We start from the raw sequence: 25001 nt of genomic DNA on the forward strand, positions 1-25001 counted from the left end.
TACGGGAAGGGAGACTGTCCCACCGCCCGGAAGTCATCGCGAGCCCCAGGGCTGTTCCACCGCCTTCGCCACGTCGTCGAGATCCCGCTCGATCGCCTTGGCCACCGCCTTGCGCCCGAGCCCGCCGAGGACCTTGGCCATGACGCCCGCGAACCCGCCGGTCGTCCGCGCCGTGAACGTCATGCGGACGCGCGTCTCGTCCGGGCCGGACGACTTCACGTTGAACTCCGAGATGTAGTGCGTGCCCCGCGAGTCGGCCTCCACCACATAGCGGTGCGGCGCCGCGCAGGCGGTGACGTACATCTCCTCGGTGGCGTCCTTGCCGAACATCCGCCGTGTCTCGCGCCATCGCGTGCCCGTCTGGAACGGCCCCTCGGTGAGCACCTCGACCCGCTCGACACCGGTCAGTGTCCCCGGCATCCCGTGCAGATCGGTGAGCGCGTCCCAGACCCGGCCGGCGGGCGCGGCGATCCGGCGTTCGACGGTGACCTGTGGTGTGTCGTCCATGATTCGGATTGTCACCGAGATCGCCCGCCCCGGCCCGCCGGCCGGGCAGGACGGGGGAGCGGAGGTACGGAGGCGAAGCGGCAGACGAGTCGGGCTGTACGCCGGGTTCTGTCCCCCGGGACCTCGCGGTCGTCGGGGTGACGGCCATCCATCTAGGACCGGCGTTGCCGCCGGCCTCGTGCGGTCTACCCGCGGACTCGGGCGGGCAGCCCTCGATCGTCCGCGCAGAGCCGCTTTTCACGGCGGCCCCTCTTGACCTTGCTCCGGGTGGGGTTTACCTAGCCGCCTGAGTCACCTCAGGCGCTGGTGGTCTCTTACACCACCGTTTCACCCTTACCGAGGACCGAGGTCCCCGGCGGTTTGCTTTCTGTGGCACTGTCCCGCGGGTCACCCCGGGTGGCCGTTAGCCACCACCCTGCCCTGTGGAGCCCGGACGTTCCTCGGGAGGATCCTTCCGGATCCCCACGCGGCCGCCCGCCCGGCTCGTCTGCCGTGCCGACCATGCTACCCGGCCGCCATGGCGTCTTGACCTTGCCGCGGCGTCAACGTTTCTACTGAGGCCATGCGGATCGGAGAGATCGCCGGCCTCGTCGGCGTCACGACACGGGCGGTGCGCCACTACCACCATCTCGGGCTGCTGCCCGAACCGAAGCGGCTGGCCAACGGCTACCGGGACTACTCGGTGCGGGACGCCGTGCAGCTCGCGCGGATCCGGCGGCTGACCGAGCTGGGGCTCGGGCTCGACGAGGTACGGGACGTGCTCGCCGACGCGCGGGGTGGCTCCGGCTCGGGCGAGGCCGGGAGCCCGGCGGAGGGGCGGGAGCTCGTCGACGTGCTGGAGGAGCTGGACAGCGATCTCGCCCGGCAGGAGGCGGAGATCGGCGCGCGGCGGGAGCGGCTGGGCGTGCTGCTGGAGCAGGCGCGGGCCGGACGGCTGCCCGCCGAGGGGCCGGTGTCGCCGGCGCTGGCGGCGCTGTTCGCGGACCTGGCGCGGGCCCGCGAGGACCTGCCCGGCCCCGAGCCCGCCATGGCCGCCAAGGACCGGGAGCTGCTGGCGCTGCTGGAGACGGTGGCGCCCGCCGACGAGGGCGAGGAGCTGGTGGCGATCATGCGGGAGATGGCCGGGGCTCCGGGCGCCATGGAGGCGGCGTACGACGTGTACGCGCGGCTCGACGCCCTCGCGGACGCGGCGCCCGGCGACGACCGGGTGGAGGAGACCGCGCGGGCGCTGGCCGCGCTGCTGCCGGACGGGATCGTACGGAAACTGGAGGAGGCACGGATGTCGGAGAGCGAGTCCGACGGGGGCTTCATGGACGCGTTCTTCGCGGACTTCCCGGCCGCGCAGGCCGCGGCCGTCCGCCGTGCGCTGCGGCTCGTCCTGGAGCGTGCGCGATGAGGACGCTGCTGCGGCTGGCCCGGCACGAGCTGCGGCTGATGGTGAGCCTGCTGCGCTGGGCGGCGCGCCGGCCGCACGGCACAGGGCCGGGGATGCGGGCGTTCGGGCACGCCCGCGACCAGGCGGCGTACATGTACGGCTTCGCGTTCGTCTGCGCCGTCGAGACGGTCGGCATGTCGTACCTGCTGGCGTCGTGGCCGATGGTGCACGGCGTGGTCTTCGTCCTGGACGTGTACACCGTGCTCTTCGTGCTGGGGATGCACGCGGCGTCCGCGACCCGGCCGCATCTGCTCGGCGGCGGCGTGCTGCGGGTGCGGAGGGCCGGGCACGTGGATGTGGCGATACCGGTCGGGCGGATCGCGGCAGTACGGCACGAGCTGCTGTTCTCCCACCCCGCGCGGGACGGGGTGCTCGACCTGGCCGTCGCCTCGCAGACGTCGGTCACGATCGAGCTGGCCGAGCCCGTCACCGCGGAACGGCTGCTGGGGCGGCGGTATCCGGTGCACACGGTGCGGTGCCACGCCGACGACGCGCGCGGGCTCGTGCGGGCGATCAGGGACGCGGTCGAGGAGGAGACGGCGGCCGCGCGGGACGGGGCCGCCAAGGGACCGGCCGGGAAGGGACCTGCCGGTCCGGAACCGGCCGGGGGCACGCCGGTCACGCCGGTCACGCCGGTCACGCCGGAGTGAACAGCACCTTCGCCTTCCCCGGGTCCGCCTGTGTGAGCCGCACCCGCAGCGGCTCCCCCAGCGGGAGCACGGCGCCGCCGCCGTCGACCCGGCCCACGACCGCCGGTTCCACCAGGTGCACGGTGCCGGTCGTCGGGTCGTCGTCCCTGAGGTCCACCACGTACGCGTCGAAGACTTCCCCGATCCGGTCCTCGAGCAGGGCCGCCTCGACGAGGTCGACGCACGCGCGCTCGACTCCGTTGGCGCGGCGCGCGCCCTCGGCCATCTCCCGCGGCAGCGCCGCGAGCGCGGCCCTCACCCACTCCGGGGGCTCCCGGCCGGCGACGGCGGCCAGGCACAGTTCGCCCGCGTACCGGTCGACGAGCCGCCGCAGTGGGGCCGTGCAGTGGGTGTACTCGTCGGCGACGGCCGCGTGGACGGCCGGATCGGGCACCTCGCCGCCGGTGAAGACCGTGTAGCCGGCGCCGCGCAGCAGGGCGGTGCAGTCCTGCAGGAAGGCGGCGTGCCGGGGACGGTGGGGATCGAGGGAGCGTACGAGGGCGGCGTACGAGAGGTGGTGCGGCCAGTCGATGCCGAGGGCCGCGGCGGAGCGCCGCAGCCGGGCCACGGCGCCGAGCGGCGCGGTGGGCAGGGTGCGCAGGATGCCGGTGCCGGCGGCGGTCATGAGGTCGGCGGCGGCCGCTCCGGTGAGCAGGGAGATCTGGGCGTTCCAGGCGTCGGCGGGGCGCGGGGCCCGGTATTCCAGGACGTAGCCGCCGTCGCTTTCCGCGATCTCCTGCTCGGGGACGTTCAGGGAGATCCCGCCGCGCTCGATCTCCAGCTGTTCGCGGAGCCGTCCGATGTCGCGGAGGAGGGTGAGCGGCTCCTCGGCGGTGCCGGTGTCGAGCTGCCGCTGTACGCCCGCGTAGTCGAGCCGGGCGCGGCTGCGGACGAGGGCCCGGTGCACGTCGGTGGTGACGGTGCGGCCGTGGGCGTCGAGGTCGATCGTCCAGAGGAGGGCGGGGACGGTCCGGCCGGGGAGGAGGCTTGCGGCACCCTCGGCGAGGACGGCCGGGTGGAGGGGGACGCGGCCGTCGGGGAAGTAGAGCGTCTGGACCCGCCGGTGGGCCTCGGTGTCGACCGCGCCGCCGGGGGTGACGAAGGCGGCGACGTCGGCGATGGCGTAGTGGACGCGGTAGCCGCCGCCGTCGCGGCGGGCCAGATGCATGGCCTGGTCGAGGTCGGTCGAGCCGGGCGGGTCGATGGTGAAGAAGGCGATCTCGGTGGCGTCGTGCTCCGGCAGGCGCGGGGCCGCGGCGGCGGCCTCGGCCTCGGCGAGGACACCGGGCGGGAAGGCACCGGGCAGGTCGAGCTCGGTGCGCAGCGCGCGCAGGGCGGCCCGCAGGCGAGCCTGGGCTGCGCCGGTCACCCGGATGTGGCGGCGGGGCATGGACCGAGCGTATGGCGCGGGGCGGTGGGCGGCACTTTGTACGCTGGCGCGGGGCCTTTCGAAGCGTGTGAAGGAGAGAGAACGTGCTGGTGCTGTTGCCGCCCTCCGAGGGAAAGGCCGCATCGGGCAGCGGCGCGCCGCTGAGTCCTGAGGGGCTGTCGCTGCCGGGGCTCGCCGGGGCGCGGGCGGCCGTGCTGGACGAGCTGGTGGAGCTGTGCGCGGCCGACGAGGAGAAGGCGCGCGAGGTGCTCGGGCTGAGCGAGGGGCTGCGCGGCGAGGTCGCGAAGAACGCCGGGTTGCGCACGGCGGGGGCCCGGCCGGCCGGGGAGATCTACACCGGTGTGCTGTACGAGGCGCTGGGCCTCGCCACGCTCGGCGCCGCCGCGCGTGACCGGGCCGGCCGGTCACTGCTGGTGTTCTCGGGACTGTGGGGCGCGGTCGGGGTGGACGACCGGATTCCGTCGTACCGCTGCTCGATGGGGTTGAAGCTGCCTGGCCTGGGCGCCCTGGGGGCGTACTGGCGTACGCCGATGGCGGCCGTGCTGCCCGAGGCGGCGGGCGACGGGCTGGTCCTGGACCTTCGGTCCGCGGCGTACGCCTCGGCGTGGAAGCCGAAGGGCGAGGTCGCGGGGCGGACGGCCACCGTCCGGGTGCTGCACGCGCCGACCCGGAAGGTGGTGAGCCATTTCAACAAGGCGACGAAGGGGCGGATCGTACGGAGCCTGCTGGAGGCCGCCGCGGTGCCCGCCGGGCCGGCCGAGCTGGTGGAGGCGCTGCGGGACCTCGGATACGAGGTGGAGGCCGAGGCTCCGGCCAGGGCGGGGAAGGCGTGGTCGCTGGACGTCCTGGTGGACGAGATCCACTAGCTCATTGCACACTGCGCAACGCCTGTTGCAGGTGTTGCGCAGTGTCGGCAGGATGAGGCGCATGGCCTCCCTGCCGCGATCCGTGCTGGACCTCGCCCCCGTCGTTCCGGTCGTCGTCGTGGAGGACGCCGCCGAGGCCGTACCGCTGGCGCGTGCGCTGGTCGCGGGCGGGCTGCCGGCGATCGAGGTGACGCTGCGGACGGCGGCGGCGCTCGACGCGATCCGGGCGATCGCCGCCGAGGTGCCGGACGCGGTGGTGGGCGCGGGCACGGTCCTCTCGGCGCGGGCCGTCGACGGCGCGGTCGGCGCGGGGGCCCGTTTCCTCGTCAGTCCCGGCTGGACGGACGGGCTGCTCGACGCGATGCTCGCGTCCGGCGTGCCCTTCCTGCCGGGCGTCTCGACCGCCTCGGAGGTCGTGGCACTGCTGGAGCGAGGGGTGAGTGGGATGAAGTTCTTCCCGGCCGAGGCGGCGGGCGGCACGGCCTATCTCAGGTCCCTGTGCGGACCGCTTCCCCGGGCCCGGTTCTGCCCCACGGGCGGTATCTCGCTCGCCTCGGCGCCCTCGTACCTCGCCCTGCCCAATGTGGGCTGTGTCGGCGGCACATGGATGCTGCCCCCCGACGCACTCGCCGCCCGCGACTGGCCGCGCGTCGAGTCCCTGGCCCGCGAGGCGGCGGCGCTGCGCACCGGCTGAGCCGGGCCTCGGCCCGCGCGGCCTCCGGCCGGCCCGGCGTCGCGTCAGCGCAGGTGCGATGTGTCGTTCAGGAGGCGGACCGAGGCGTTGCCGTCCTTGTAGTACGCCACGACCGAGAGGGAGGCGGCGGACAGTTCCATCCGGAACAGGGACTCCGGCGGGGCGCCCAGGGCCAGCCGGACCAGCGTCTTGATCGGCGTCACATGGGTGACCAGCAGGACCGTGCGGCCCGTGTGGCGGGCGGTCAGCCGGTCGCGGGTGGCCGCGACGCGCCGGGAGACGGTCGCGAACGACTCGCCGCCGGGCGGGGCCGCCTTGGGCGAGGCGAGCCAGGCGTTCAGCTCGTCCGGGTACAGCTCCCGTGCCTCCGCGAAGGTCAGGCCCTCCCACGCGCCGAAGTCCGTCTCGCGCAGGCCCTCGTCCACGCGGACGTCGAGGCCCAGCCGGGCCGCGACGGTCTCGGCGGTCTGACGGCAGCGGAGCAGCGGGGACGAGACGATCTCCTGGATCGTGCCCCGCGCGGCGAGTGCGGCGGCGACCGCCTCGGCCTGGCGCCGGCCGGCCGCGGACAGCTCGGGGTCGCTGCCCCCGCTGCCCGAGAAACGCTTCTCGGGAGTGAGCGCCGTCTCCCCGTGCCGCAGCAGCACGAATGTGGCGGGCGCTCCCATGTCGGCCGCCGCGCCCCATCCGACCGCCGGCGCGGCGCCTGGCGCGGTGGCGGCCTCGGCCACGGCCCCGCCGGGGGCGGTGGCCGCCTCGCCGACTGCGCCGCTGACGGGGGTCGGGACCGCTGACGCGCCGGTTGCGGGCGCCGCGCGACCGGCGACCGCGCCGGTCACGCCGGTGCCGGACGTCCCCTCGGGGGCGGTGCCACCCGTCACGGCGGCCCCGGTCCCGGGCTCGGCCCCGGTCCCGGCTGTGCCGGTCCCTGCAAAGGGACGACCAGCCTTGTCGCCGACGCCGACGCCGGCGCCAGGCGCCGTACTGGCCGTCTGCACCACGTCGGACACCGTGGTGCCGGACACCGTGGTGCCTGATGCCGGCCCGGGCGCGGCAGGAACGGCGCCCGGCGCCGGCGCGCGGGTGGCCGCGGCCGCCTCGGCCAGGGCCGCGCGGGCCTTGGCCGCGCCCGCGGCCGCGTCGCCGACCACGCGTGCCGCGCCCGCGTCCGACGCGGCGGCGGCGTCGAGGGCCGCCGTGGAGACCGACGGCTGCCACTGCCTGCCGCGCTTGCCCGCGTCCATCGCCTCGTTGGCCAGCCGGTCCGCGTGCTTGTTCTTCTCGCGCGGGATCCACTCGTAGACGACCTGCCCTGCGGGCAGGATCCGGGCCGCCTCGGCGGCCAGCGGCTTCATGTCCGGGTGCTTGATCTTCCAGCGGCCGGACATCTGCTCGACGACCAGCTTGGAGTCCATCCGGACCCGGACCGTCGCGCCGGGGGCCAGCTCGCGGGCGGCCTTCAGGCCGGCGATCAGCCCCCGGTACTCGGCGACGTTGTTCGTGGCGACGCCGATGTATTCGGCCGCCTCCACCAGCGGCTCGCCCGACACCGGGTCCAGGACCACCGCCCCGTACCCCGCCGGGCCCGGGTTGCCCCGGGAGCCGCCGTCCGCCTCGACGATCAGCTCGCGCAGCTCCGGCATCAGAGGCCGGACTCCGCGGTACGGACGAGGATGCGGCGGCAGTTCTCACAGCGGACGACGGCGTCGGCGGCGGCCGCCCGCACCTCGTTGAGCTCGGTGATGTTGAGCTCCAGACGGCAGCCCTCGCAGCGGCGCTGGAACAGCTTGGCCGCACCCACGCCGCCCTGCTGCTCGCGGATCTTCTCGTAGAGCTTCATCAGGTCGGCGGGGACGGAACCGGCGATGACCTCGCGCTCCTTGGTGACGGAGGTGCCCTCGGCGTCCAGATCGGCCTGCGCGGCGTCGCGGCGGGCGACCGCGGCGTCGACCTTGGCCTGGACGGACTCGACGCGCTCGGTCAGCTCGGCGACCCGCTCCTGCGCGGACTCGCGGCGCTCCATGACCTCCAGGACGACGTCCTCCAGGTCTCCCTGGCGCTTGGCCAGCGAGACGATCTCCTTCTGGAGGTTCTCCAGGTCCTTCGGGGAGGTGATGGCCCCGGAGTCCAGTCGCTGCTGGTCGCGGACGGCACGCTGGCGCACCTGGTCCACGTCCTGCTCCGCCTTGGTCTGCTCGCGGGCGCAGTCGCTCTCCTCCGTCTGCGCGGCGACGAGCAGGTCGCGCAGCTGCGTGAGGTCCTTGTTCAGCGACTCGATCTCGGCGTGCTCGGGCAGGCTCCGGCGCTTGTGGGCGAGCTGCGACAGACGGAGGTCGAGGGCCTGGACGTCGAGGAGTCGGATCTGGTCGGCGGGCGCGGCGTTCAGTTGGGGGCTCCAGGAGAAGAGTGGTGGGATGACCAGGGGTCGGTGACCGTCTTCGAGACGTGGACCCGCAGGTCCCAGCCGTGGCGGTCGGAGATTTCGTCGAGCTGGGCGGCGGCCTGCTCGCACCAGGGCCATTCGGTGGCCCAGTGGGCGGCGTCGACCAGCCCCAGCGGAGTGTGCTGGGTGGCTTCGGATGCCGGGTGGTGGCGCAGGTCCGCCGTGAGGAAGGCGTCCACGCCCGCGGCCCGTACGGCGTCGAAGAGGCTGTCGCCGGAGCCACCGCTGACGGCGACGCGCCGGACGACGGCGTCGGGGTCTCCGGCGACCCGGATGCCGTGGGCGGTGGCGGGCAGCCGCGCGGCCGCGCGGGCGGCGAACTCGCGCAGCGTCTCGGGGCGGTCGAGTTCGCAGATCCGGCCGAGGCCGTTCTCGGGGACGAGCGGTCCGGTCACGCGCAGATCGAGCGCGCCGGCGAGGGCGTCGGAGACACCGGGCTCGGCGGTGTCCGCGTTGGTGTGCGCGACATGGAGCGCGATGTCGTTCTTGATCAGGGTGTGTACGACCCGGCCCTTGAAGTGGCCGGCGGCGACGGTGGTCGTACCGCGCAGATAGAGCGGGTGGTGCGTGACGATCAGGTCGGCGCCGAGCTTCAGCGCCTCGTCCGCGATCTCCTGGACGGGGTCGACGGCGAACAGGACGCGGGTGACTTCGGCGTCGGGGTCGCCGCAGACGGTGCCGACGGCGTCCCACTGTTCGGCCCGCTCGGGCGGCCAGAGGGCGTCGAGCTCGGCGATGACTTCAGACAGACGGGGCACGAGGGAAAGGCTACCTGTCCCACGTGCCCCGTCGCCCTGGCCTGTGGACGAAGGGGCACCCGCTCCCCCTCCGCCTTCTCCCGGGACGCCTCCCGGAGGGTCTCGCCCGGGCGCCCTTCACCCTCGTACGTCCCGAGCCCTCAGCACACCCGGACTCCCTTTCTCAGGCGAACCTGGACAGGGACACCCTTATAGGTGAAGTGCGGAGACTCGTGCGGTTCGGCTGGGCGTGCGAAAACTACCTTCGGTCGCCGGAGGTGACGAGTCGATGACAGTCTGTGCCACCGAAACCGCCGCGGAGGACGACACGCTGTGGCGTAAGCGGTTCACGATCGCCGCGGACGGCGCCTACGCGGCGCGCCTGGCGGGGAGCGGCGAGGCGCTGTACCCGGAGCGATGGACGCTGGACGGGCCGGAGCCGTACGCGGTGCCGCTGCCGGTCGGCCAGCCCGAGGACCCGGACGCACAGCTGCTGCCGCTGTCGGACGGGCGGGTCCTGATCGGGCGCCGGGTGGCCGGTGGGTACACCTTCTCCCTGCTGTACCCGACGGGCCCGGGGACGGGTGAACTGCCGCTGGGCGCGGTCGAGTCGGCGGCGCTGCGGCTGCTGCCGCCGTCGCCGGAGGGGACGCGGGCGTACGCGCTGACGGTGGGCGAGCACTCGACGGCGGTGTGGCTGGTGGCGGGCGGGGCGTTCGGCCCGGAGCACGTGGCCGAGGTGCGAGGGCGCTGCACGGGCGGGGTGTGGCTGGACCGTGCGGGGCGGATGCTGGCCCTGGACCGGCGGGTGGACGGCGGGCCGGTCAAGGCGGTGGCGGTCGATCTGGAGCGGGGCGGCGAGGTGACGCCGCTGCTGCAGATCACGGACGGCAGCGACGACCGGCTGCTGCTGGCCGATCCGGACAGCGGGCTGCTGCTGATCCGCTCCGACGCGCCGTCACCGGGGCACGACCGGCTGGGCTGGGGGGTGCTGGGCAGCACGCTGCCGGTGCGGTTCCCCGAGTGCCTGCGCCTGGCGGACGCGGCGGTGACGCCGTTCGCCGTTCAGCCGGGCCAGATGCTGACGCCCGAGAGGTGCGCGGTGGCGCTGCGGATCGACGCGGCGGGCGGGAGCTGGGTCGGGGTGTGGCGGCCCGCGGCCCGGCGGCTGCACCAACTGGCTGCCCCCGAGGGCTGGTTGGCGGGAGCGGGGTTGTGGACGCGGGGCGGGGTGCTGCGACTGCCGTACGCGACAGGGGCCGTGCGCTGCGGTATGGCCCGGGTCGAGGGGCCGCCGGAGGCGCCCGTACCGCATCCGGGCACACAACCGGCACAAGCGGAACCCGCTGGTGGGGAACCGTCCGGGGGCGCGGCGGCTCCTGGTGTGTGCAAGCCGGTGCCGTTGCAGCAGGCGCCGCTCACCGGCCGCACGGCCCCTGGTTAGACTCCGGGCCGCACATCATCAGCGATCAACGACGGGGTGAACTTCCCACATGTCTGAGGCCAGTACCGACACGACCCAGGCGCGACCGCAGGGGGACGCCGGCGGCTCCGGAAAGCACCGAGGGAACGCGGCGTCGACGGAGGACACGACGGCGCAGCCGCACGGCAGGCACCGCCGGGAGCCGCACCACGGCACCGCGGCCTGACGCCGGCACCAGCACGGAAGAAGGGGCTGCCCGGGGGTCGATCCTCCCGCGGCGGCCCCTTCGGCGTACGCGGGTGACCGGCGCCCGCCGCACCGCCCGGCCGGTCAGTCCTTCTTGAGGGCCAGTATCTCGGCGGCCGCGAAGGTCTCGTTCGGGGGACGGTCGGCGTAGTAGGGCGTGAGCAGGCCGTCCAGTTCCTCGTACGAGAACATGTCCTTCGCGGTGTCGAACTTGGCGGCCACTCTGGGCCGTTCCACGACCGCGACCATGCCGCCGTGGACGACCAGCAGCTGGCCGTTGACGCGCGCGGCGGCGGGTGAGGCGAGGTAGCCGACGAGCGGCGCGACATGGGCCGGGGAGAGTGGGTCGACGGCGTCCGGCCCGGCCTGCCCGTCGCTTCGCCCGGTCGCGGGGACGGCGGCGAAGACGTCCTCCGTCATCCGGGTGCGGGCGCGGGGGCAGATGGCGTTGCACGTCACTCCGTACTTGGCGAGGGCCAGCGCGGTGGAGGTGGTGAGGCCGACGATGCCGCCCTTGGCCGCCGCGTAGTTCGGCTGGCCGGCCGAGCCCGCCAGGAACGCCTCGGACGAGGTGTTGACGATCCGGCCGTGCACCGGGGCTCCGGCGGCCGCCTTGGAGCGTTCCCGCCAGTGGGCGGACGCGAAGTGTGTGGTGTTGAAGTGGCCCTTGAGGTGGACGCGTATCACGGCGTCCCACTCGCTCTCGGTCATCGAGAAGACCATCCGGTCGCGCAGGACGCCCGCGTTGTTGACGAGGATGTCGAGCTGTCCGTAGGTGCTGACGGCCAGACCGACGAGGGCGCGTGCCGCGGTGTGGTCGGCCACGTCGCCGAGGTGGGTGACCGCACGGCCGCCCGCGGCGCGGATCTCCTCGGCGACCTGGTCGGCGGCCTCGGCCGATCCGTCGCCGTACTCGTTGACGACGACGGCCGCGCCCAGCCGGGCCAGTTCGAGCGCCTCCGCGCGGCCGAGGCCCCGGCCGCCGCCGGTGACGACGGCGGAGAGACCCTCCAGGGGGTGTGACATCAAGAAGTCCTCTCAGATCTCGATGCAGGTGCGCAGCGCCTCGCCGGTCCGCATCTGGGCCAGCGCGTCGTTGATCTCGGCGAGCTGCACCCGGTGGGTGATCAGGCCCGACAGGTCGATCCGGCCGGCCCGCCAGAGCGCGATGGCCCGCTCGTAGGAGCGCAGGACGTCGCCGCCCCCGTACATCGACGGCAGGATGCGCTTCTCGTCGAAGAAGAGCTCGAACATGTTGAGCTGGAGGAAGTCGTCCATGGCGCCCGCGCCGACGATGCAGAGCGTGCCGCCGCGGCGGGTGGTCTCGTAGGCGGTGCGGGCGGTGGCGGACTTGCCGACGACCTCGAAGACGTAGTCGAAGCCCTCACCGGCCGTGACGCGCTGCTTGGCGTCGCCCAGCGCGTCGGGTGCGACGGCCTCGGTGGCGCCGAACCGCAGCGCGGCCTCGCGGCGGGAGGCGACGGGGTCGACCGCCACTATCTCGGCCGCTCCCTGGAGCCTGGCGCCCTGGACGGCCGAGATCCCGACGCCGCCGCAGCCGATGACGGCGACCGAGGAACCGGCCTCCACCCGTGCGGTGTTGACGGCGGCGCCGAGCCCCGTGGTCACGCCGCAGCCGATGAGCGCGGCGATGTCGAAGGGCACGTCGTCCGGGACGGGGACGGCGCAGCCCGCATCGACGACGACCTCCTCGGTGAAGGTGCCGGTGCCGGCGAAGCCGAAGACGTCTCCGCCGGGGCGGCGGAAGTTGGGGGTGCCGGCGTTCATGAAGCCGGCGAGGCACAGCTGGGTCTGGCCGCGTTTGCAGGAGGGGCAGGCGCCGCAGGCGGGCAGCCAGCACAGCAGTACCCGGTCGCCCTGCCGGAGCGTGGTGACGCCGTCGCCCACGTCGAGGATCTCGCCGGCGCCCTCGTGGCCGGGGACGAAGGGCGCGGGCTGGGGCAGTACGCCGTTCATCGCGGAGATGTCGGAGTGGCACAGCCCGGTCGCCCGGACCCGGATCCTGACCTTGCCGGGGCCGAAGCCCACCGCCTCGACGTCGTCGAGGACTTCGAGCTTGTCCTGGCCGGTCTCGTGGAGTACGGCTGCGCGCATGATGCGCCTCCCTCAGGTGATGTCGACGGTGGTGTCGGCCAGTACGGGTGCGTCGCTCCGGTCGGCGGCCGTCACGGACACCTGGATCCGTTCGGCGGACCGGCGCCACATGCGCACCAGCAGGGTCTCTCCCGGGTAGGCGACCCCGGCGAAGCGGGTGGCGTACGCGCGGACTCGGGCCACGTCGCCGTCGAGCAGGGTGTCGGCGACGGCCTTCAGGGTCATGCCGTAGGTGCACAGGCCGTGCAGGATCGGCCGGTCGAAGCCGGCGAGCTTGGCGAACTCGGGGTCGGCGTGCAGTGGGTTCCAGTCGCCGGAGAGGCGGTAGAGCAGCGCCTGGTCCTCGCGGACCGGGAGCGCCACGGTCCGGTCCGGCTCGCGGTCGGGCAGGTCGAGGCGGACGGACGGGCCGCGTTCGCCGCCGAAGCCGCCTTCGCCGCGTACGAAGAGCTGGGCGTCGCTGGTCCACAGCGGCCCGTCGTCGCCGGTGGCCTCGGTGCGCAGGACGACGACGGCGGCCTTGCCCTTGTCGTACACGGCGGCGACGCGCGAGGTGGAGACGGCCCGGCCCGCGACGGGGATCGGACGGTGCAGGGTGATCGTCTGTCCGCCGTGCAGGACGGCGGCGAGGTCGATGTCGATGCCGGGCGCGCCGAGGCCGCCGAGGACGCTCACGCCGGCGCCCGCGACCGTGGCGAAGCTGGGCAGTACGTGCAGCCGGGACTCCAGGGTGTAGCGCAGCTCGTCGGGGTCGGTCGCCGGTGTGCCGGCGCCGAGGCCGAGGTGGTAGAGCAGGACGTCCTTGTGCTCCCAGCGGATCTCGGCGGAGCGGGGCTCCGCGGCGAGTGCCTGGCCGGCGTCAATGGGCATGGGGCTGCTGCTCCTCGATCGGTCCGGGAGAAGGAAGACCTCGGTGCGGCCGTCCGCACCGTCGGTCGCACCGAGGCCGTCATGGGTGGCCCGTGAGCTCGTTCCCGGAAGTCGTTCTAGAACGCGTTCTAGGGCCGGTGGCCCTCCTGTATAACGCAGCTCCCGGCACTTGGGAAGGCTCCTGACGTTGTGTCAGTTCGTTGGTGCACCTTGTGGCGTAGGCTCGGAGGACGATCAGGGGGAGGGGACGCGGTGGACGGCGGGTTCGTGCCGGCGGAGCGCTTCGAGGAGCACCGCTCGCATCTGCGAGCGGTGGCCTACCGGATGCTCGGATCACTGTCCGAGGCGGAGGACGCCGTCCAGGAGACCTGGCTGCGGCTGAGCCGGTCGGACACGAGCGAGGTGCGGAACCTGGGCGGCTGGCTGACCACGGTCACCGGCCGGATCTGCCTGAACATGCTGCGCTCGCGCACCACCCGGCGCGAGGAGCCGCTGGAGGACCGGGTGCGGCTGCCCGATCCGGTCATCAGCGGCCCCGACCGGCTCGATCCCGAGCACGAGGCACTGCTGGCCGACTCGGTCGGCCTGGCGCTGTTCGTGGTACTGGACACGCTGGGGCCGGCCGAGCGGCTCGCGTTCGTCCTGCACGACCTGTTCGCCGTGCCGTTCGACGAGATCGCGCCGCTCGTCGACCGTACGCCTGCCGCGACGCGCCAGCTGGCCAGCCGGGCCCGCCGTCGGGTGCAGAAAGCCGCCCCGGCGCCCGACGCCGATGTGACCGCCCAGCGGAAGGTCGTCGACGCCTTTCTGGCGGCCGCTCGCGGCGGGGACTTCGACGCGCTCGTCGCGGTCCTCGACCCGGACATCGTGGCCCGTTCCGACGGCGGCGCGCTGCGCCCCGGAGTGCTCCGGCGCGGGGCGGCGGCGGTGGCGAGCCAGGCCATCATGTTCGCGCGATTCGCCGAGGCGGCCCGGCCCGCGCTGGTCAACGGGGTCGCCGGGATCGTCGCGACGGCCGGGGGCCGGCCGCTGTCGGTCATGGCGTTCACGGTCCGGGGCGACCGGGTGGTCGCCCTGGACATCCTCAACGACCCGGAGCGCCTCGCCCGGCTCGACCTCTCGGCCCTGGAGCTCTGACGAGCGCGCGGCTCACGCCTCCGACCGGCGCGGCAGCCACAGCAGCATCAGCACCGCGGCGGCCAGCAGGATGCCCACGCCCGCCCGGAACGCCAGCGCGTACCCGGCGGTGAGCGCCTGAGCGTCCGTGCCGCCCGCGGTGCGCGCCGCGGCGACCGTCGACAGCACGGCCAGACCGAGCGCGCCGCCCATCGTCCGGGAGGTGTTGACCAGGCCGGAGACGAGCCCGGCGTCGCCGGGCGCGGCGCCGGAGGTGGCGAGCGAGGCGAGCGGCGGGAGGGACAGCCCGAGGCCGGTCATCATCAGGACGCCGGGTCCGAGGATGACGGTGGTGTACGCGCCGTGGGCCTCCATCAGGGACTGCCAGCCGAAGCCGGTGGCGGCGACCAGGGCGCCGATGACGGCGAGGTTGCGCGCACCGGCCCGGGGCATCAGCCGGGGCGCCAGCTTCGAGCCGACGATGACGCTGACGGAGCTCGGCACGAGGGCCAGGCCGGCCTCCAGGGGCGTGTAGCCGAGCACGTTCTGTGCGTACACGGTCATGAAGAACCACGTGGCGAAGGACGCCGAGCCGATCACGAGCATGGCGACGTTGGCCGCGGAGACGGCCCGCGACCTGAAGACCTTCAGCGGCATGAGCGGCGCGCGGGTGCGGGCCTCCACCGCGACGAACGCGGCGAGCAGCACCAGTCCGGCGAGCAGCGGCAGCAGCGTGGCGGACGCGGCCCAGCCGGCCTGCTCCGTCTGCACGATGCCGTAGGCGACGGCCGCGAGGCCGGCGGTGACGAGCACCGCGCCGGGCAGGTCGAGCCGGCGACCGGCCTCGCCGCGGCTCTCGCGGATCCACAGCGCGGCGCCGATCAGCACGAGGACGCCGACCGGCACGTTGATCAGCAGGACCCAGCGCCAGGAGAGCAGATCGGTGAGCACGCCGCCGACGAGCCCGCCGGCCGCGCCGCCGCCCGCGCCGACCGCCGACCAGGTGCCTATCGCCCGGGTCCGCGCGGGACCGGCCGGCACGGCGCCGGTGACGATGGTGAGCGTCGCGGGCGCGAGGACCGCCGCGCCGAGCCCCTGCGCCGCGCGGGCGGCGATCAGCTGCCAGCCCTCCTGGGCGAGGCCGCCCGCGACCGAGGCGACCGTGAAGAGGCCGAGCCCGACGAGGAACATCCGCTTGCGGCCGAAGAGGTCCGCGGCCCGCCCTCCGAGCAGCATGAACCCGGCGAAGGCGATCGAGTAGGCGTTGAGCACCCACTGCAGTCCGAGGGCCGACAGACCGAGGTCGGCGCGCATGGAGGGGAGCGCCACATTGACGACGGAGACGTCGAGGACGACCAGGAACTGGCCGGCGCAGGCTGCGAGGAGCACCGCCCAGGTACGGACGGGTCGTGTCATGTCGGTGGACAGGGCGGCGGGTTCGGTCCTGGAGCGGGGCATGGCTGTCATGGTCGCAGCTGCCCTCTGGTCCGTACATCCGGCTATCGGCGTACGCCCTGCGACGGGAGGCCCCGGCAAGACGCCCTAGGACTTTCGCAGGAGGGTGACGACCGCGGCGCCGCCCAGTCCGATGTTGTGCGCGAGCCCGGTCCCGGCCCCCGCGACCTGCCGGGCGCCCGCCTCGCCGCGCAGTTGCCGGACGATCTCGGCGGCCTGGGCGAGTCCGGTGGCGCCCAGCGGGTGGCCCTTGGAGATGAGCCCTCCGGAGGGGTTCACCACCCAGCGGCCGCCGTAGGTGGTGGCGCCGGACTCGACGAGCTTGCCCGACGCGCCCTCGGGGCACATGCCGAGCGCCTCGTAGGTGAGCAGCTCGTTGATGGAGAAGCAGTCGTGCAGCTCGATGACGTCGACGTCCTCGATACCGATTCCGGAGGCCTCGTACACCCGGCGGGCGGCGGCGCGGGTCATGGGGGCGCCGACGGCGTCGATGCAGGAGCCGGAGGAGAAGGAGGCCTCGGTGTCGGTGGTCATGGCCTGGGCGGCGATCTCGACGGCCCGGTCGCGCAGCCCGTGCTCGGCGGCGAACCGTTCGGAGACGACGAGGGCGGCGGCCGCGCCGTCGGACGTCGGCGAGCACTGGAGCTTGGTCAGCGGCCGGTGGACGGTGCGGGCGGCGAGCACCTCGTCGACCGTGTGGACGTCCTGGAACTGGGCGTCCGGGTTGCCGGCGGAGTGCCGGTGGTTCTTGGCTCCGACGGCGGCGAGCTGGGCGGCCGTCGTGCCGTACCGGTCCATGTGTTCCCGGGCGGCGTTGCCGAAGATCTGGGCGGTGGGCGGGGTGGCCCCGAAGCCGTGGGCGGCGGCCATGACGGCGTAGTGCCGGGCGACGGGCGAGGCGCTGAAGTCTCCCGCGCCGGACTGCCCGCCGAGCGCGCCGCGGGTCATCTTCTCGAAGCCGAGGGCGAGGACGCAGTCGCTGATGCCGCCCTCGACGAACTGGCGGGCCATCATCAGCGCGGTGGCGCCGGTGGCGCAGTTGTTGCTGACGTTGTAGACGGGCACGCCGGTCAGGCCGAGTTCGTAGACGGCGCGCTGCCCCGCGGTCGAGGCCTGGAAGCAGTACCCGACGGCGACCTGCTGCACCTTCTCGTACGGGATGCCCGCGTCGGCGAGCGCCCGGGTGCCGGCCTCGCGGGCCATGTCCCAGTACTGCCAGTCGCGGGTCTCGGGCTTCTCGAACCTGGTCGTGCCGACTCCGGCGACATAGCTCTTCACAGGAACACTCCCTCGGTCGGACGGCCGGTCGGTCCCGGCCGGGCAGACTAGAACACGTTCCATTCGGAGGGAAGGGCCGTCGCGGGCGGGATACGGGCGGGGTGCGGGGCGCCCGCGGCCCCGCCGGACGCGTACGGCAGCATGGACGGCCTACGCCACCGCCCGACCAGGAGGAACCGCCCATGGCCGCCGAAGCCGCCGTCACGCCGGCACCCGCGACGCCCGCGCCGGAGACGCTCGCCGCCTTCGAGGCCGCCAAGGGCTTCATGCCCGTACGCGAGGGCCTGGCCCTCTACGCGGCGGCCGTCGACGCCGGACGGCTCGGACTGCCCCTCCTGGAGGTCGGCACGTACTGCGGCCGCTCGACGATCCTCCTCGCGGACGCGGCCCGGCGGGCCGGCACGGTGGCCGTGACGGTCGACCACCACCGCGGCAGCGAGGAGCAGCAGCCGGGGTGGGAGTACCACGACCCGGCGGTGGTGGACCCGGAGGTCGGCGCGATGGACACCCTGCCGACGTTCCGCCGCACGCTGCACCGGGCCGGCCTGGAGGACCACGTGATCGCGGTCGTCGGCCGCTCCCCGCAAGTGGCGCGGGTCTGGGCGGGCGAGGTGGGCCTGGTCTTCGTCGACGGCGGCCACACCGACGAGCACGCGACCGCCGACTACGAGGGCTGGGCCCCGCGCGTCGCCGAGGGCGGCCTGCTGGTCATCCACGACGTGTTCCCGGAGCCGGAGGACGAGTTCACCGGCCAGGCCCCCTACCGGATCTATCTGCGGGCACTGGGGTCGGGCGCCTTCACCGAGGTCTCCGCGACGGACTCCCTGCGTGTCCTGCGCCGCACCGGCACGGGTATCTGACGACGGCGTTCTAGCATCGCCCCCGTGCACGACGACGAGAGCCCCTCCCCCGCCCCGCGCCGGTCCGGCCGCCCCAAGGCCTTCCTCACCGCCGCCGTCCTCGGAACCGCCGCGCTGGCCGGATGGCTGGCCTGGGCGACGCAGGGCGGGCCGGCCCAGAGCGCGCCCAAGGCGCAGCACCCGCCCCTGCCCGCGCCGAGCGGGGCACCGGCCGGCAGCGCGCCCGGCGCCACCCCCGGCGGGACACCGCCGCTCACGGGAAAGGTCGTGGTCGTCGACCCGGGCCACAATCCAGGCAATTTCGATCACGCACGAGAAATCGGCGAGTCCGTCGACATCGGGACGAACAAGAAGGAATGTGACACCACCGGCACGTCCACCCATGCCGGTTACACCGAAGCCGCATTCACCCTGGATGTTTCACACCGTCTTCGCACTCTGCTCCAGAAGCAGGGCGCAAGGGTGGAATTCACCCATGACGCGGACCGGCCTTTCGGTCCATGCGTGGACGAACGCGCCCGGATCGGCAACAAAGCCCAGGCCGACGCCGTTGTCTCCCTCCACGCCGACGGCTCCGCCTCGGGCCACCGCGGCTTCCATGTGATCCTTCCCGCCCTGGTCAAAGCGGGTGGAGCCGACACGACGAAGATCGTCGGCCCCTCCCGCGGACTCGGCGAGAACATCGCGCGCGCCTTCGCCCGGGCCACCGGGAGCGCCCCCGCCAACTACCTCGGTGGCGGTACCGGGTTGGACGTGCGCAAAGATCTCGGTGGACTGAATCTGTCGACCGTACCCAAGGTGTTCGTCGAATGCGGCAATATGCGTGACTCGAAGGACGCCGCTTCTCTGACCGATCCGGCCTGGCGTCAGAGAGCGGCGCAGGGAATCGCGGACGGCATCAGTACCTACCTGCAGGGGTAGATCGAGCGGACGATAGCCTGCCGGGGTCCGGGGGGGCTGTGTCCCCGGGCACGTGCACATCCGTACGATGGGGCCGGCCACCCCCGTGCTTCGCGCCACCCCGAGACGAACCGACGAAGGACTCTTACACGTGAACATCCGCTCCCTCACTCGAGGCGATGGCGTGGTGATCGGAGCAGCGGTGGTGCTGTTCATCGCCTCGTTCCTGGCCCTGTCCAGCTTCGACTGCCCCAGCGGCGTCGACTGCTCGAACTTCGACCGTGCGAACGCCTGGGACAGCCTGGGCCTTCTGATGAGCATGTTCCTCTCCGGTGTCATCGGCGCGGTCCTCATCGTCGTCGGCCGTGGCATGCCGGGGCGCAAGATCGCCGGTATCGACCTCGGCCAGTTCGGCGTCGCCTTCTGCATCTTCGCGCTGTGGACCGCCTTCTGGACCATCATCGACATGGACCAGGACGCGGGCGCGGGCATGATCCTGGGCCTCCTCTCGACGATCGCCCTCGCCGCGGGCGCCGTCGCCTCGCCGCTCGTCCCCGCGCTCAAGGCCCCGCTCATGGGCGCCCCGAGCCCGCAGGCCCCGCAGCCGTACGGCGCCCAGCCGCCGGCCGGTTACGGCTACCCGGGCGCGCAGCAGCCCTCGTTCGGCGGCCAGCCGCAGGGCGGCTACGGCTACCCGGGTGGCCAGCCCGGTCACCAGCAGCCGGCGCCGGGGCAGCCGACGCCGCAGGACCAGCCGGCTCCGGCCGCCCAGCAGGCGGCTCCCGCCGGGGACTTCGCGCCGTTCTGGTTCGCCGTGCCGGTGGCCCGTCCGCTGTACGGCGAGGACGGCTCCCCGACTCCGATCGCCGAACTCGCGCCCGGCACCTGGTACCTCGCGGTCGAGCAGCGCGGCCAGAGTCTGGTCGCCCAGACGCAGGACGGCCGCCGTGGTGTCCTGCAGGACACCACGGGCATCCAGCGCGGATAAGCACCTCCACGCTCCACGACGGCCCCTCGCCCTTCCGGGCGGGGGGCCGTTGGCGTACAGTCCCCAGCGAGAACTGACGCTTCGTCAGGACGGTGGTGGTATGCGGCTCGGACTCGCACTGGGGTACTGGGGCCGCGGTCCGGACCCCGCGCACCTGGAGCTGGCCCGGGAGGCCGAGCGCCTCGGCTACGACTCGGTGTGGACCGCGGAGGCGTGGGGCTCCGACGCGTTCACCCCGCTCACCTGGATCGCCGCGCACACCTCGCGGATCCGGCTGGGCACGGCCGTGGCGCAGATGGCGGCCCGCTCGCCGACGGCCACCGCGATGCACGCGCTGACCCTGGATCACCTCTCCGGCGGGCGGATGAGGCTGGGGCTCGGTCTGTCCGGGCCGCAGGTCGTGGAGGGCTGGTACGGCCGTCCGTTCCCGCGCTCACCGCTGACCGCGACACGCGAGTACGTCGACGTGGTCCGCCAGGTCCTGCGCCGCGAGGCTCCCGTGACGCTGGACGGGCGGTTCCACCCGCATCCGTACGCCGGTGAGGACGCCACCGGACTCGGGAAGCCGCTCCGGCCGATCACCCACCCGCTGCGGCCGGACCTGCCCGTCCTGCTCGGCGCCGAGGGACCGAAGAACATCGCCCAGACGACCCGGATCGCCGACGGCTGGCTGCCGCTGTACTGGTCTCCCCTGCGCACCGACGTGTACGCGGCGTCGCTCACCGACGTGCCGAAAGGTTTCCTGGTGGCCCCGATGGCCCGGGCGCGGGTCTGCGACGACGTCGCCGAGGGGCTGCTGCCGGTCAAGGCCATGCTCGGTTTCTACATCGGGGGCATGGGCCACACGGCCCGCAATTTCCACGCCGATCTGATGGCCCGGATGGGCTTCGAAGAGGAAGCCCGCCGCATCCAGGGGCTGTTCGCCGAGGGCCGCCGCGAGGAGGCGGTGCTGGCCGTCCCGGACGCCTTCGCGGACGAGATCTCCCTGATCGGCCCGCGTGAGCGGATCGCCGAGCGGCTCCGGCTGTGGCGCGCGGGCCCGGTCACCGACCTGCTGGTGACCGCGCCGGACCCGCACACCCTGCGGGTGCTGGCGGAGCTCAACTCCTAGGGCGCGTTGCGAAAGTGGCGTCGTCCGCCCGGAGGGCGGGGCCCCGGCCGGACGGGACTTTCGAAACACGCCCTGGGCGACGGCCGCGCGTTTGGGCGCCGCCGCAGCGGCAACCCGTCGTACATGTCTCCCCGTCACCGGAACGGAAAGCTGCAGGCGGCGGTCGCGGTCGCGGTCGTCGCGGATGTCCTGGCCGCGATCCTGGGCCTCTGGATCCTGATGTACCTGCTGGAGGCCAACCGGGCCAACGACCTGGTCCACGCCGTCCAGGAAGCGGCCCGCTGGCTGGCCGGCTGGTCCCACGACCTGTTCACCTTCGACGCGGCCTGGCTGCGCGTGGTGGCCGGCTACGGCCTCGCCGCCGTGGTGTACCTCTTCGTCGGCCACACGGTCGCCAGCCGCCTGCGCCGGCACTGACACCGGGCGGCCGCACCCGGGCAACGCCCGGGGGCGTGTTTCGAAAGTGGCGTCGTCCGCCCCGAGGGCGGGGCCGGGGCGTCTGGTGCGTGCCAGGCGTTCCCGGCCGGACGGGCCTTTCGAAACGCGCCCTAGACGCAGCAGTCGGGCTCCAGGCCCCGCGGCAGGCGCTCGCCGCCGAAGACGGCGGTGGTCGCCTCGTCCCCGCCGAGGGCGGCCACCGCGAGCAGCAGTGAGCCGGCCGTCCAGGTGGTGAGCTCCTCGGGCCAGACGGCCGGGTTGTCGCCCTCGAAGACGTAACCCGTCCAGTACATGCCGTTCTCGGCCCGAAGGTGGCCGATGGACTGGAGGATCTCCAGCGCCCGGTCGGACTCGCCCATGGCCCACAGGGTCAGGGCGAGTTCGCAGCTCTCGCCCCCGGTCACCCAGGGGTTCGGCAGGACGCAGCGCACGCCGAGGCCGGGGACCACGAAGTCGTCCCAGGCGCTTTCGATGCGCTCCTTGGCGGCCGTGCCGGTGACGGCGCCGCCGAGGACCGGGTAGTACCAGTCCATGGAGTAGCGGTTCTTGTCGAGGAAGCGCTCGGGGTGGCTGCGGATGGCGTGGCCGAGGGCGCCGGTCGCGAGTTCCCAGTCGGGCTGGGGCTCCTCGCGCTCCTCGGCGATGGCGAGGGCGCAGCGCAGTGCCTGGTGGATCGACGAGGACCCGGTCAGGAGGGCGTCGGCGACGGGGGTGCCGTCCGCCTCGCGCTTCCAGCCGATCTGCCCGCCGGGCTGCTGGAGCCGGAGCACGAACTCGATCGCGGCGTAGACGGTGGGCCACATGCGGTCGAGGAAGGTGTCGTCGCCGGTGGCGAGATAGTGGTGCCAGACCCCGACCGCCACGTAGGCGCAGAAGTTGGTCTCGCGGCCGGCGTCCGTGACGCGGTCCGGGTCGCCGTCGTGGTAGGCGGCGTACCAGGAGCCGTCGTCGTTCTGGTGCCGGGCCAGCCACTCGTAGGCGCGGGCGGCCGCGGTGTGTTCGCCGGCGACGTCCAGGGCCATGGCGGCCTCGGTGTGGTCCCACGGGTCGAGGTGGTGCCCGCGGAACCACGGGACGGCACCGTCCTCGCGCTGGACGGCGAGGATGCCGGCGACGGTCCGGGCGGCCTGTTCGGCGGTGAGGACCCCGGGCAGGACGAGGTGCTCGGTGCGTTCCGGGGAGGTCACTTGGCGGCCGTCGCGGGAAGGTGCGGCTTGGTCGCGTACGCCACGAAGCTCTTGCCCATGACCGGGTTGAGCGCCTGCTCGGCGAGGCGGGTGGCCAGCGGCTTCTTCATGATGTCCCAGACCAGCAGCTTGTGGTAGGCGCGGACGGGGAGCGCCTTGTCGTTGTCGACGCCGAACGCGCACTTCAGCCACCAGTAGGGCGAGTGCAGCGCGTGCGCGTGATGGGTGCCGTAGGGCTTGAGACCGGCCTCGCGGATCTTCGCCAGCAGTTCGTCGGCCTTGTAGATGCGGATGTGGCCGCCCTCGACCTCGTGGTAGGCGTCGGAGAGCGCCCAGCAGACCTTCTCGGGGCCGTAGCGGGGGACGGTGACGGCGATGCGGCCGCCGGGCCGGAGGACGCGGACCATCTCGGCGAGGACGCCCTTGTCGTCCGGGATGTGCTCCATGACCTCGGAGATGATCACGACGTCGAACGACTCGTCCGGGAAGGGCAGGTTGAGGGCGTCGCCCTCCATCGCGGTGGCGGTGGCGCCGGCCGGGGCCTCGCCGGCCTCCTTCATGGCCGCGAACCATTTGGCGACCTCGCGGATCTCCTCGCCGTTCCGGTCGAGGGCCACGACCTGCGCACCGCGCCGGTAGCACTCGAAGGCGTGCCGTCCGGCGCCGCAGCCCAGGTCGAGCACGCGGTCGCCGGGGGCGAGCGGGAAGCGGGTGAAGTCGACGGTCAGCACGAGGGCCTGCCTTCGTGATCGGAGGTACGGGTTCCGTGGGGCGTCACGGCGATGGTCACTTGCGGGCTCCGCGCCGGGTGATCGCCTCGCGGTACAGCTCGGCGGTGCCCTGGGCGGCCCGGGCCCAGGTGAACCGGTCCAGCACCCGGGCGCGGCCCGCCGCACCGAGGCGGGCACGCAGCTCCCGGTCGTCCAGCAGCCGGGCGAGGGCGGCCGAGAGGGCGCCCGCGTCGCCGGGCGGGACGGCCAGGCAGGTCTCGCCGTCGGGGCCGGCCACCTCGGGGATCGCGCCGCCCGTGGTGGCGACCAGCGGGGTCCCCGTGGCCATCGCCTCGGCGGCGGGCAGGGAGAACCCCTCGTACAGGGAGGGCACGCAGGCGACCTGGGCGCTGCGGACCAGGTCGACGAGTTCGGCGTCGCTGATGCCCTTGACGAACCGGACGGCGCCGTCGAGGCCGTACCGCTCGATGGCCCGGGCGACCGGCCCGTCCTCGGCACGCTTGCCGACGACCACCAGGTGCGCGGCCGGGTTCTCGGTGCGCAGCTTCGCGAGGGCTTCGACCAGGTGGACGAGGCCCTTGAGCGGGACGTCGGCGCTGGAGGTGGTGACGATCCGGCCGGGCACCTCGGCGACGGACGGGTCGGGCGACCACAGGTCGGTGTCGGCGCCGATGTGGACGACGCGGATGCGGTCGGGACGGACGCCGAGGTGGTCGACGATCTCCTGGCGGGAGGAGCCGGAGACGGTGAGCACGGAGGGCAGCCGGCGGGCGACGCGCTTCTGCATCCGGGTGAAGGCGTACCAGCGCTTCACGGAGGCACGGCGTTTCCAGTCCCGCGCGGCGTCCAGCTCCAGCTGCCGGTCGACGGTGATCGGGTGGTGGATGGTGGTGACGAGCGGGGCGCCGATGGCGCGGGGGCCGCCGAGCAGGCCGTAGCCGAGGGTCTGGTTGTCGTGGACGACGTCGAAGTCGCCCCGGCGGGCGGCCAGGTGGCGGCGGGCGCGCAGCGAGAACGTGAGCGGCTCGGGGAAGCCGCCGGTCCACATGGTGGCCACTTCGAGGGCGTCGACCCAGTCGCGGTACTCGTCGCGCTGGGGCGTGCGGAAGGGGTCCGGCTGGCGGTAGAGGTCGAGGCTCGGGAGCTCGGTGAGGCTGAGGCCCTTCAGGTCGTCGCCCTCGTCCAGGACCGGGTAGGGCTGGGAGCCGATCACCTCGACGGTGTGCCCGAGGCGGGCGAGCTCGCGGGACAGGTGCCGGACGTAGACGCCCTGGCCGCCGCAGAACGGGTTCCCCTTGTACGTGAGAAGGGCGATGCGCAGCGGGCTGTCACCGCTGCCTCCGGGCGCGGCGGCGGCCGCGGTGACACCGGCGCGGGGGCCTGCCTCTATGGCCTCAGCCGTCACTCGTGGCCCCCTTCTGGCCTGCGTTTCGCCGGAGCGTAACCGCTCGCGCTAATCTAGAACAAGTTTCAGACTTGATCGTTCGAGGAGCTTCGAATCTACCGGCAGGTAGCGCCGCTG

The 25001-nt window shown here is 73.7% G+C and carries 25 protein-coding genes and 1 other RNA gene; 12 read left to right on the plus strand and 14 right to left on the minus strand.

Going from position 1 to position 25001, the window contains the following annotated elements; translation table 11 throughout:
- Window positions 1–33: 33 nt before the first annotated feature.
- Both ACY34K_RS22540 and rnpB read right to left on the minus strand, forming a co-directional pair.
- Window positions 34–507 (minus strand): SRPBCC family protein, encoded by a 474-nt coding sequence (locus ACY34K_RS22540; protein WP_462749892.1) that lies wholly within the window; start codon window positions 505–507, stop codon window positions 34–36.
- Between the two features lie 81 nt (window positions 508–588).
- Window positions 589–993: RNase P RNA component class A (gene rnpB / locus ACY34K_RS22545), an RNA gene on the minus strand.
- 76 nt (window positions 994–1069) lie between these two features.
- Between rnpB and ACY34K_RS22550 the strand changes: the two genes are divergently transcribed.
- Both ACY34K_RS22550 and ACY34K_RS22555 read left to right on the plus strand, forming a co-directional pair.
- Window positions 1070–1903 (plus strand): MerR family transcriptional regulator, encoded by an 834-nt coding sequence (locus ACY34K_RS22550; RefSeq protein WP_462749894.1) that lies wholly within the window; start codon window positions 1070–1072, stop codon window positions 1901–1903.
- On the plus strand, window positions 1900–2592 hold the full coding sequence (locus ACY34K_RS22555; protein WP_462749896.1) for a hypothetical protein: 693 nt from the start codon (window positions 1900–1902) through the stop codon (window positions 2590–2592). Before ACY34K_RS22550 ends, ACY34K_RS22555 begins: the two co-directional genes overlap by 4 nt.
- On the opposite strand, the gene ACY34K_RS22560 is transcribed toward ACY34K_RS22555, so the two are convergent.
- The gene (locus tag ACY34K_RS22560) at window positions 2579–4021 is read right to left on the minus strand and encodes an RNB domain-containing ribonuclease (RefSeq protein WP_462749899.1); all 1443 of its coding nucleotides are present in this window, start codon (window positions 4019–4021) and stop codon (window positions 2579–2581) included. The two genes, ACY34K_RS22555 and ACY34K_RS22560, sit on opposite strands and share 14 nt — an antisense overlap.
- Window positions 4022–4104: 83 nt before the next feature.
- Here ACY34K_RS22560 and yaaA point away from each other — a divergent pair, with 83 nt between their 5' ends.
- Both yaaA and eda read left to right on the plus strand, forming a co-directional pair.
- Entirely contained in the window at window positions 4105–4887 is a 783-nt protein-coding gene (gene yaaA, locus ACY34K_RS22565) for a peroxide stress protein YaaA (protein WP_462749901.1), read from the plus strand.
- Between the two features lie 61 nt (window positions 4888–4948).
- Window positions 4949–5581: a bifunctional 4-hydroxy-2-oxoglutarate aldolase/2-dehydro-3-deoxy-phosphogluconate aldolase gene (gene eda, locus ACY34K_RS22570; protein WP_462749903.1), complete on the plus strand. Its 633-nt coding sequence runs from the start codon at window positions 4949–4951 to the stop codon at window positions 5579–5581.
- A gap of 44 nt (window positions 5582–5625) precedes the next feature.
- On the opposite strand, the gene ACY34K_RS22575 is transcribed toward eda, so the two are convergent.
- The 3 genes from ACY34K_RS22575 to ACY34K_RS22585 are packed head-to-tail and all read right to left on the minus strand — an operon-like array spanning window position 5626 to window position 8782.
- On the minus strand, window positions 5626–7224 hold the full coding sequence (locus ACY34K_RS22575) for a bifunctional RNase H/acid phosphatase (protein ID WP_462749905.1): 1599 nt from the start codon (window positions 7222–7224) through the stop codon (window positions 5626–5628).
- Window positions 7224–7967, minus strand: a complete 744-nt coding sequence (locus ACY34K_RS22580; RefSeq protein WP_462750085.1) for a zinc ribbon domain-containing protein — start codon at window positions 7965–7967, stop codon at window positions 7224–7226. Before ACY34K_RS22580 ends, ACY34K_RS22575 begins: the two co-directional genes overlap by 1 nt.
- Entirely contained in the window at window positions 7964–8782 is an 819-nt protein-coding gene (locus tag ACY34K_RS22585) for a Nif3-like dinuclear metal center hexameric protein (protein ID WP_462749907.1), read from the minus strand. The genes ACY34K_RS22580 and ACY34K_RS22585 overlap by 4 nt, the downstream gene beginning before the upstream one ends.
- Window positions 8783–9050: 268 nt before the next feature.
- Between ACY34K_RS22585 and ACY34K_RS22590 the strand changes: the two genes are divergently transcribed.
- Window positions 9051–10205: a hypothetical protein gene (locus ACY34K_RS22590; RefSeq protein ID WP_462749909.1), complete on the plus strand. Its 1155-nt coding sequence runs from the start codon at window positions 9051–9053 to the stop codon at window positions 10203–10205.
- 49 nt (window positions 10206–10254) lie between these two features.
- Window positions 10255–10410, plus strand: a complete 156-nt coding sequence (locus tag ACY34K_RS22595; RefSeq protein WP_462749910.1) for a hypothetical protein — start codon at window positions 10255–10257, stop codon at window positions 10408–10410.
- Between the two features lie 104 nt (window positions 10411–10514).
- Here the strand turns inward: ACY34K_RS22595 and ACY34K_RS22600 are convergent, their stop codons facing one another.
- Genes ACY34K_RS22600 through ACY34K_RS22610 form a run of 3 tightly spaced genes read right to left on the minus strand, consistent with a single transcriptional unit; the run spans window position 10515 to window position 13415 of the window.
- Window positions 10515–11456 (minus strand): 3-oxoacyl-ACP reductase, encoded by a 942-nt coding sequence (locus ACY34K_RS22600; protein ID WP_462749912.1) that lies wholly within the window; start codon window positions 11454–11456, stop codon window positions 10515–10517.
- Between the two features lie 12 nt (window positions 11457–11468).
- Window positions 11469–12545, minus strand: coding sequence for a Zn-dependent alcohol dehydrogenase (locus ACY34K_RS22605; RefSeq protein ID WP_462749914.1), 1077 nt, complete (start codon window positions 12543–12545; stop codon window positions 11469–11471).
- 12 nt (window positions 12546–12557) lie between these two features.
- On the minus strand, window positions 12558–13415 hold the full coding sequence (locus tag ACY34K_RS22610; RefSeq protein WP_462749916.1) for a MaoC/PaaZ C-terminal domain-containing protein: 858 nt from the start codon (window positions 13413–13415) through the stop codon (window positions 12558–12560).
- 252 nt (window positions 13416–13667) lie between these two features.
- Here ACY34K_RS22610 and ACY34K_RS22615 point away from each other — a divergent pair, with 252 nt between their 5' ends.
- The gene (locus tag ACY34K_RS22615; RefSeq protein ID WP_462749918.1) at window positions 13668–14552 is read left to right on the plus strand and encodes a sigma-70 family RNA polymerase sigma factor; all 885 of its coding nucleotides are present in this window, start codon (window positions 13668–13670) and stop codon (window positions 14550–14552) included.
- Between the two features lie 12 nt (window positions 14553–14564).
- On the opposite strand, the gene ACY34K_RS22620 is transcribed toward ACY34K_RS22615, so the two are convergent.
- Entirely contained in the window at window positions 14565–15989 is a 1425-nt protein-coding gene (locus ACY34K_RS22620) for a DHA2 family efflux MFS transporter permease subunit (protein ID WP_462749920.1), read from the minus strand.
- Window positions 15990–16073: 84 nt separating this feature from the next.
- Complete coding sequence (locus tag ACY34K_RS22625; protein WP_462749922.1) at window positions 16074–17264, minus strand: lipid-transfer protein; 1191 nt, start codon at window positions 17262–17264, stop codon at window positions 16074–16076.
- A 182-nt stretch (window positions 17265–17446) separates the two neighbouring features.
- Between ACY34K_RS22625 and ACY34K_RS22630 the strand changes: the two genes are divergently transcribed.
- The 5 genes from ACY34K_RS22630 (at window position 17447) to ACY34K_RS22650 (ending at window position 21540) form a co-directional block, all read left to right on the plus strand.
- Window positions 17447–18124, plus strand: a complete 678-nt coding sequence (locus ACY34K_RS22630; RefSeq protein WP_462749924.1) for a class I SAM-dependent methyltransferase — start codon at window positions 17447–17449, stop codon at window positions 18122–18124.
- Between the two features lie 15 nt (window positions 18125–18139).
- On the plus strand, window positions 18140–19045 hold the full coding sequence (locus tag ACY34K_RS22635; protein ID WP_462750087.1) for an N-acetylmuramoyl-L-alanine amidase: 906 nt from the start codon (window positions 18140–18142) through the stop codon (window positions 19043–19045).
- Between the two features lie 130 nt (window positions 19046–19175).
- On the plus strand, window positions 19176–20012 hold the full coding sequence (locus tag ACY34K_RS22640; RefSeq protein ID WP_462749925.1) for a hypothetical protein: 837 nt from the start codon (window positions 19176–19178) through the stop codon (window positions 20010–20012).
- A 100-nt stretch (window positions 20013–20112) separates the two neighbouring features.
- Entirely contained in the window at window positions 20113–21123 is a 1011-nt protein-coding gene (locus tag ACY34K_RS22645; RefSeq protein WP_462749927.1) for an LLM class F420-dependent oxidoreductase, read from the plus strand.
- Between the two features lie 123 nt (window positions 21124–21246).
- Complete coding sequence (locus tag ACY34K_RS22650) at window positions 21247–21540, plus strand: hypothetical protein (RefSeq protein WP_462749929.1); 294 nt, start codon at window positions 21247–21249, stop codon at window positions 21538–21540.
- A 131-nt stretch (window positions 21541–21671) separates the two neighbouring features.
- Here ACY34K_RS22650 and ACY34K_RS22655 read toward each other — a convergent pair whose 3' ends face one another.
- The 3 genes from ACY34K_RS22655 to ACY34K_RS22665 are packed head-to-tail and all read right to left on the minus strand — an operon-like array spanning window position 21672 to window position 24884.
- On the minus strand, window positions 21672–22748 hold the full coding sequence (locus ACY34K_RS22655; RefSeq protein WP_462749931.1) for a prenyltransferase/squalene oxidase repeat-containing protein: 1077 nt from the start codon (window positions 22746–22748) through the stop codon (window positions 21672–21674).
- Window positions 22745–23644 (minus strand): class I SAM-dependent methyltransferase, encoded by a 900-nt coding sequence (locus ACY34K_RS22660; RefSeq protein ID WP_462750089.1) that lies wholly within the window; start codon window positions 23642–23644, stop codon window positions 22745–22747. Before ACY34K_RS22660 ends, ACY34K_RS22655 begins: the two co-directional genes overlap by 4 nt.
- The gene (locus tag ACY34K_RS22665) at window positions 23535–24884 is read right to left on the minus strand and encodes a glycosyltransferase family 4 protein (RefSeq protein WP_462749933.1); all 1350 of its coding nucleotides are present in this window, start codon (window positions 24882–24884) and stop codon (window positions 23535–23537) included. Before ACY34K_RS22665 ends, ACY34K_RS22660 begins: the two co-directional genes overlap by 110 nt.
- Window positions 24885–25001: the final 117 nt, after the last annotated feature.

This window comes from Streptomyces sp. STAM6 (assembly GCF_054963715.1).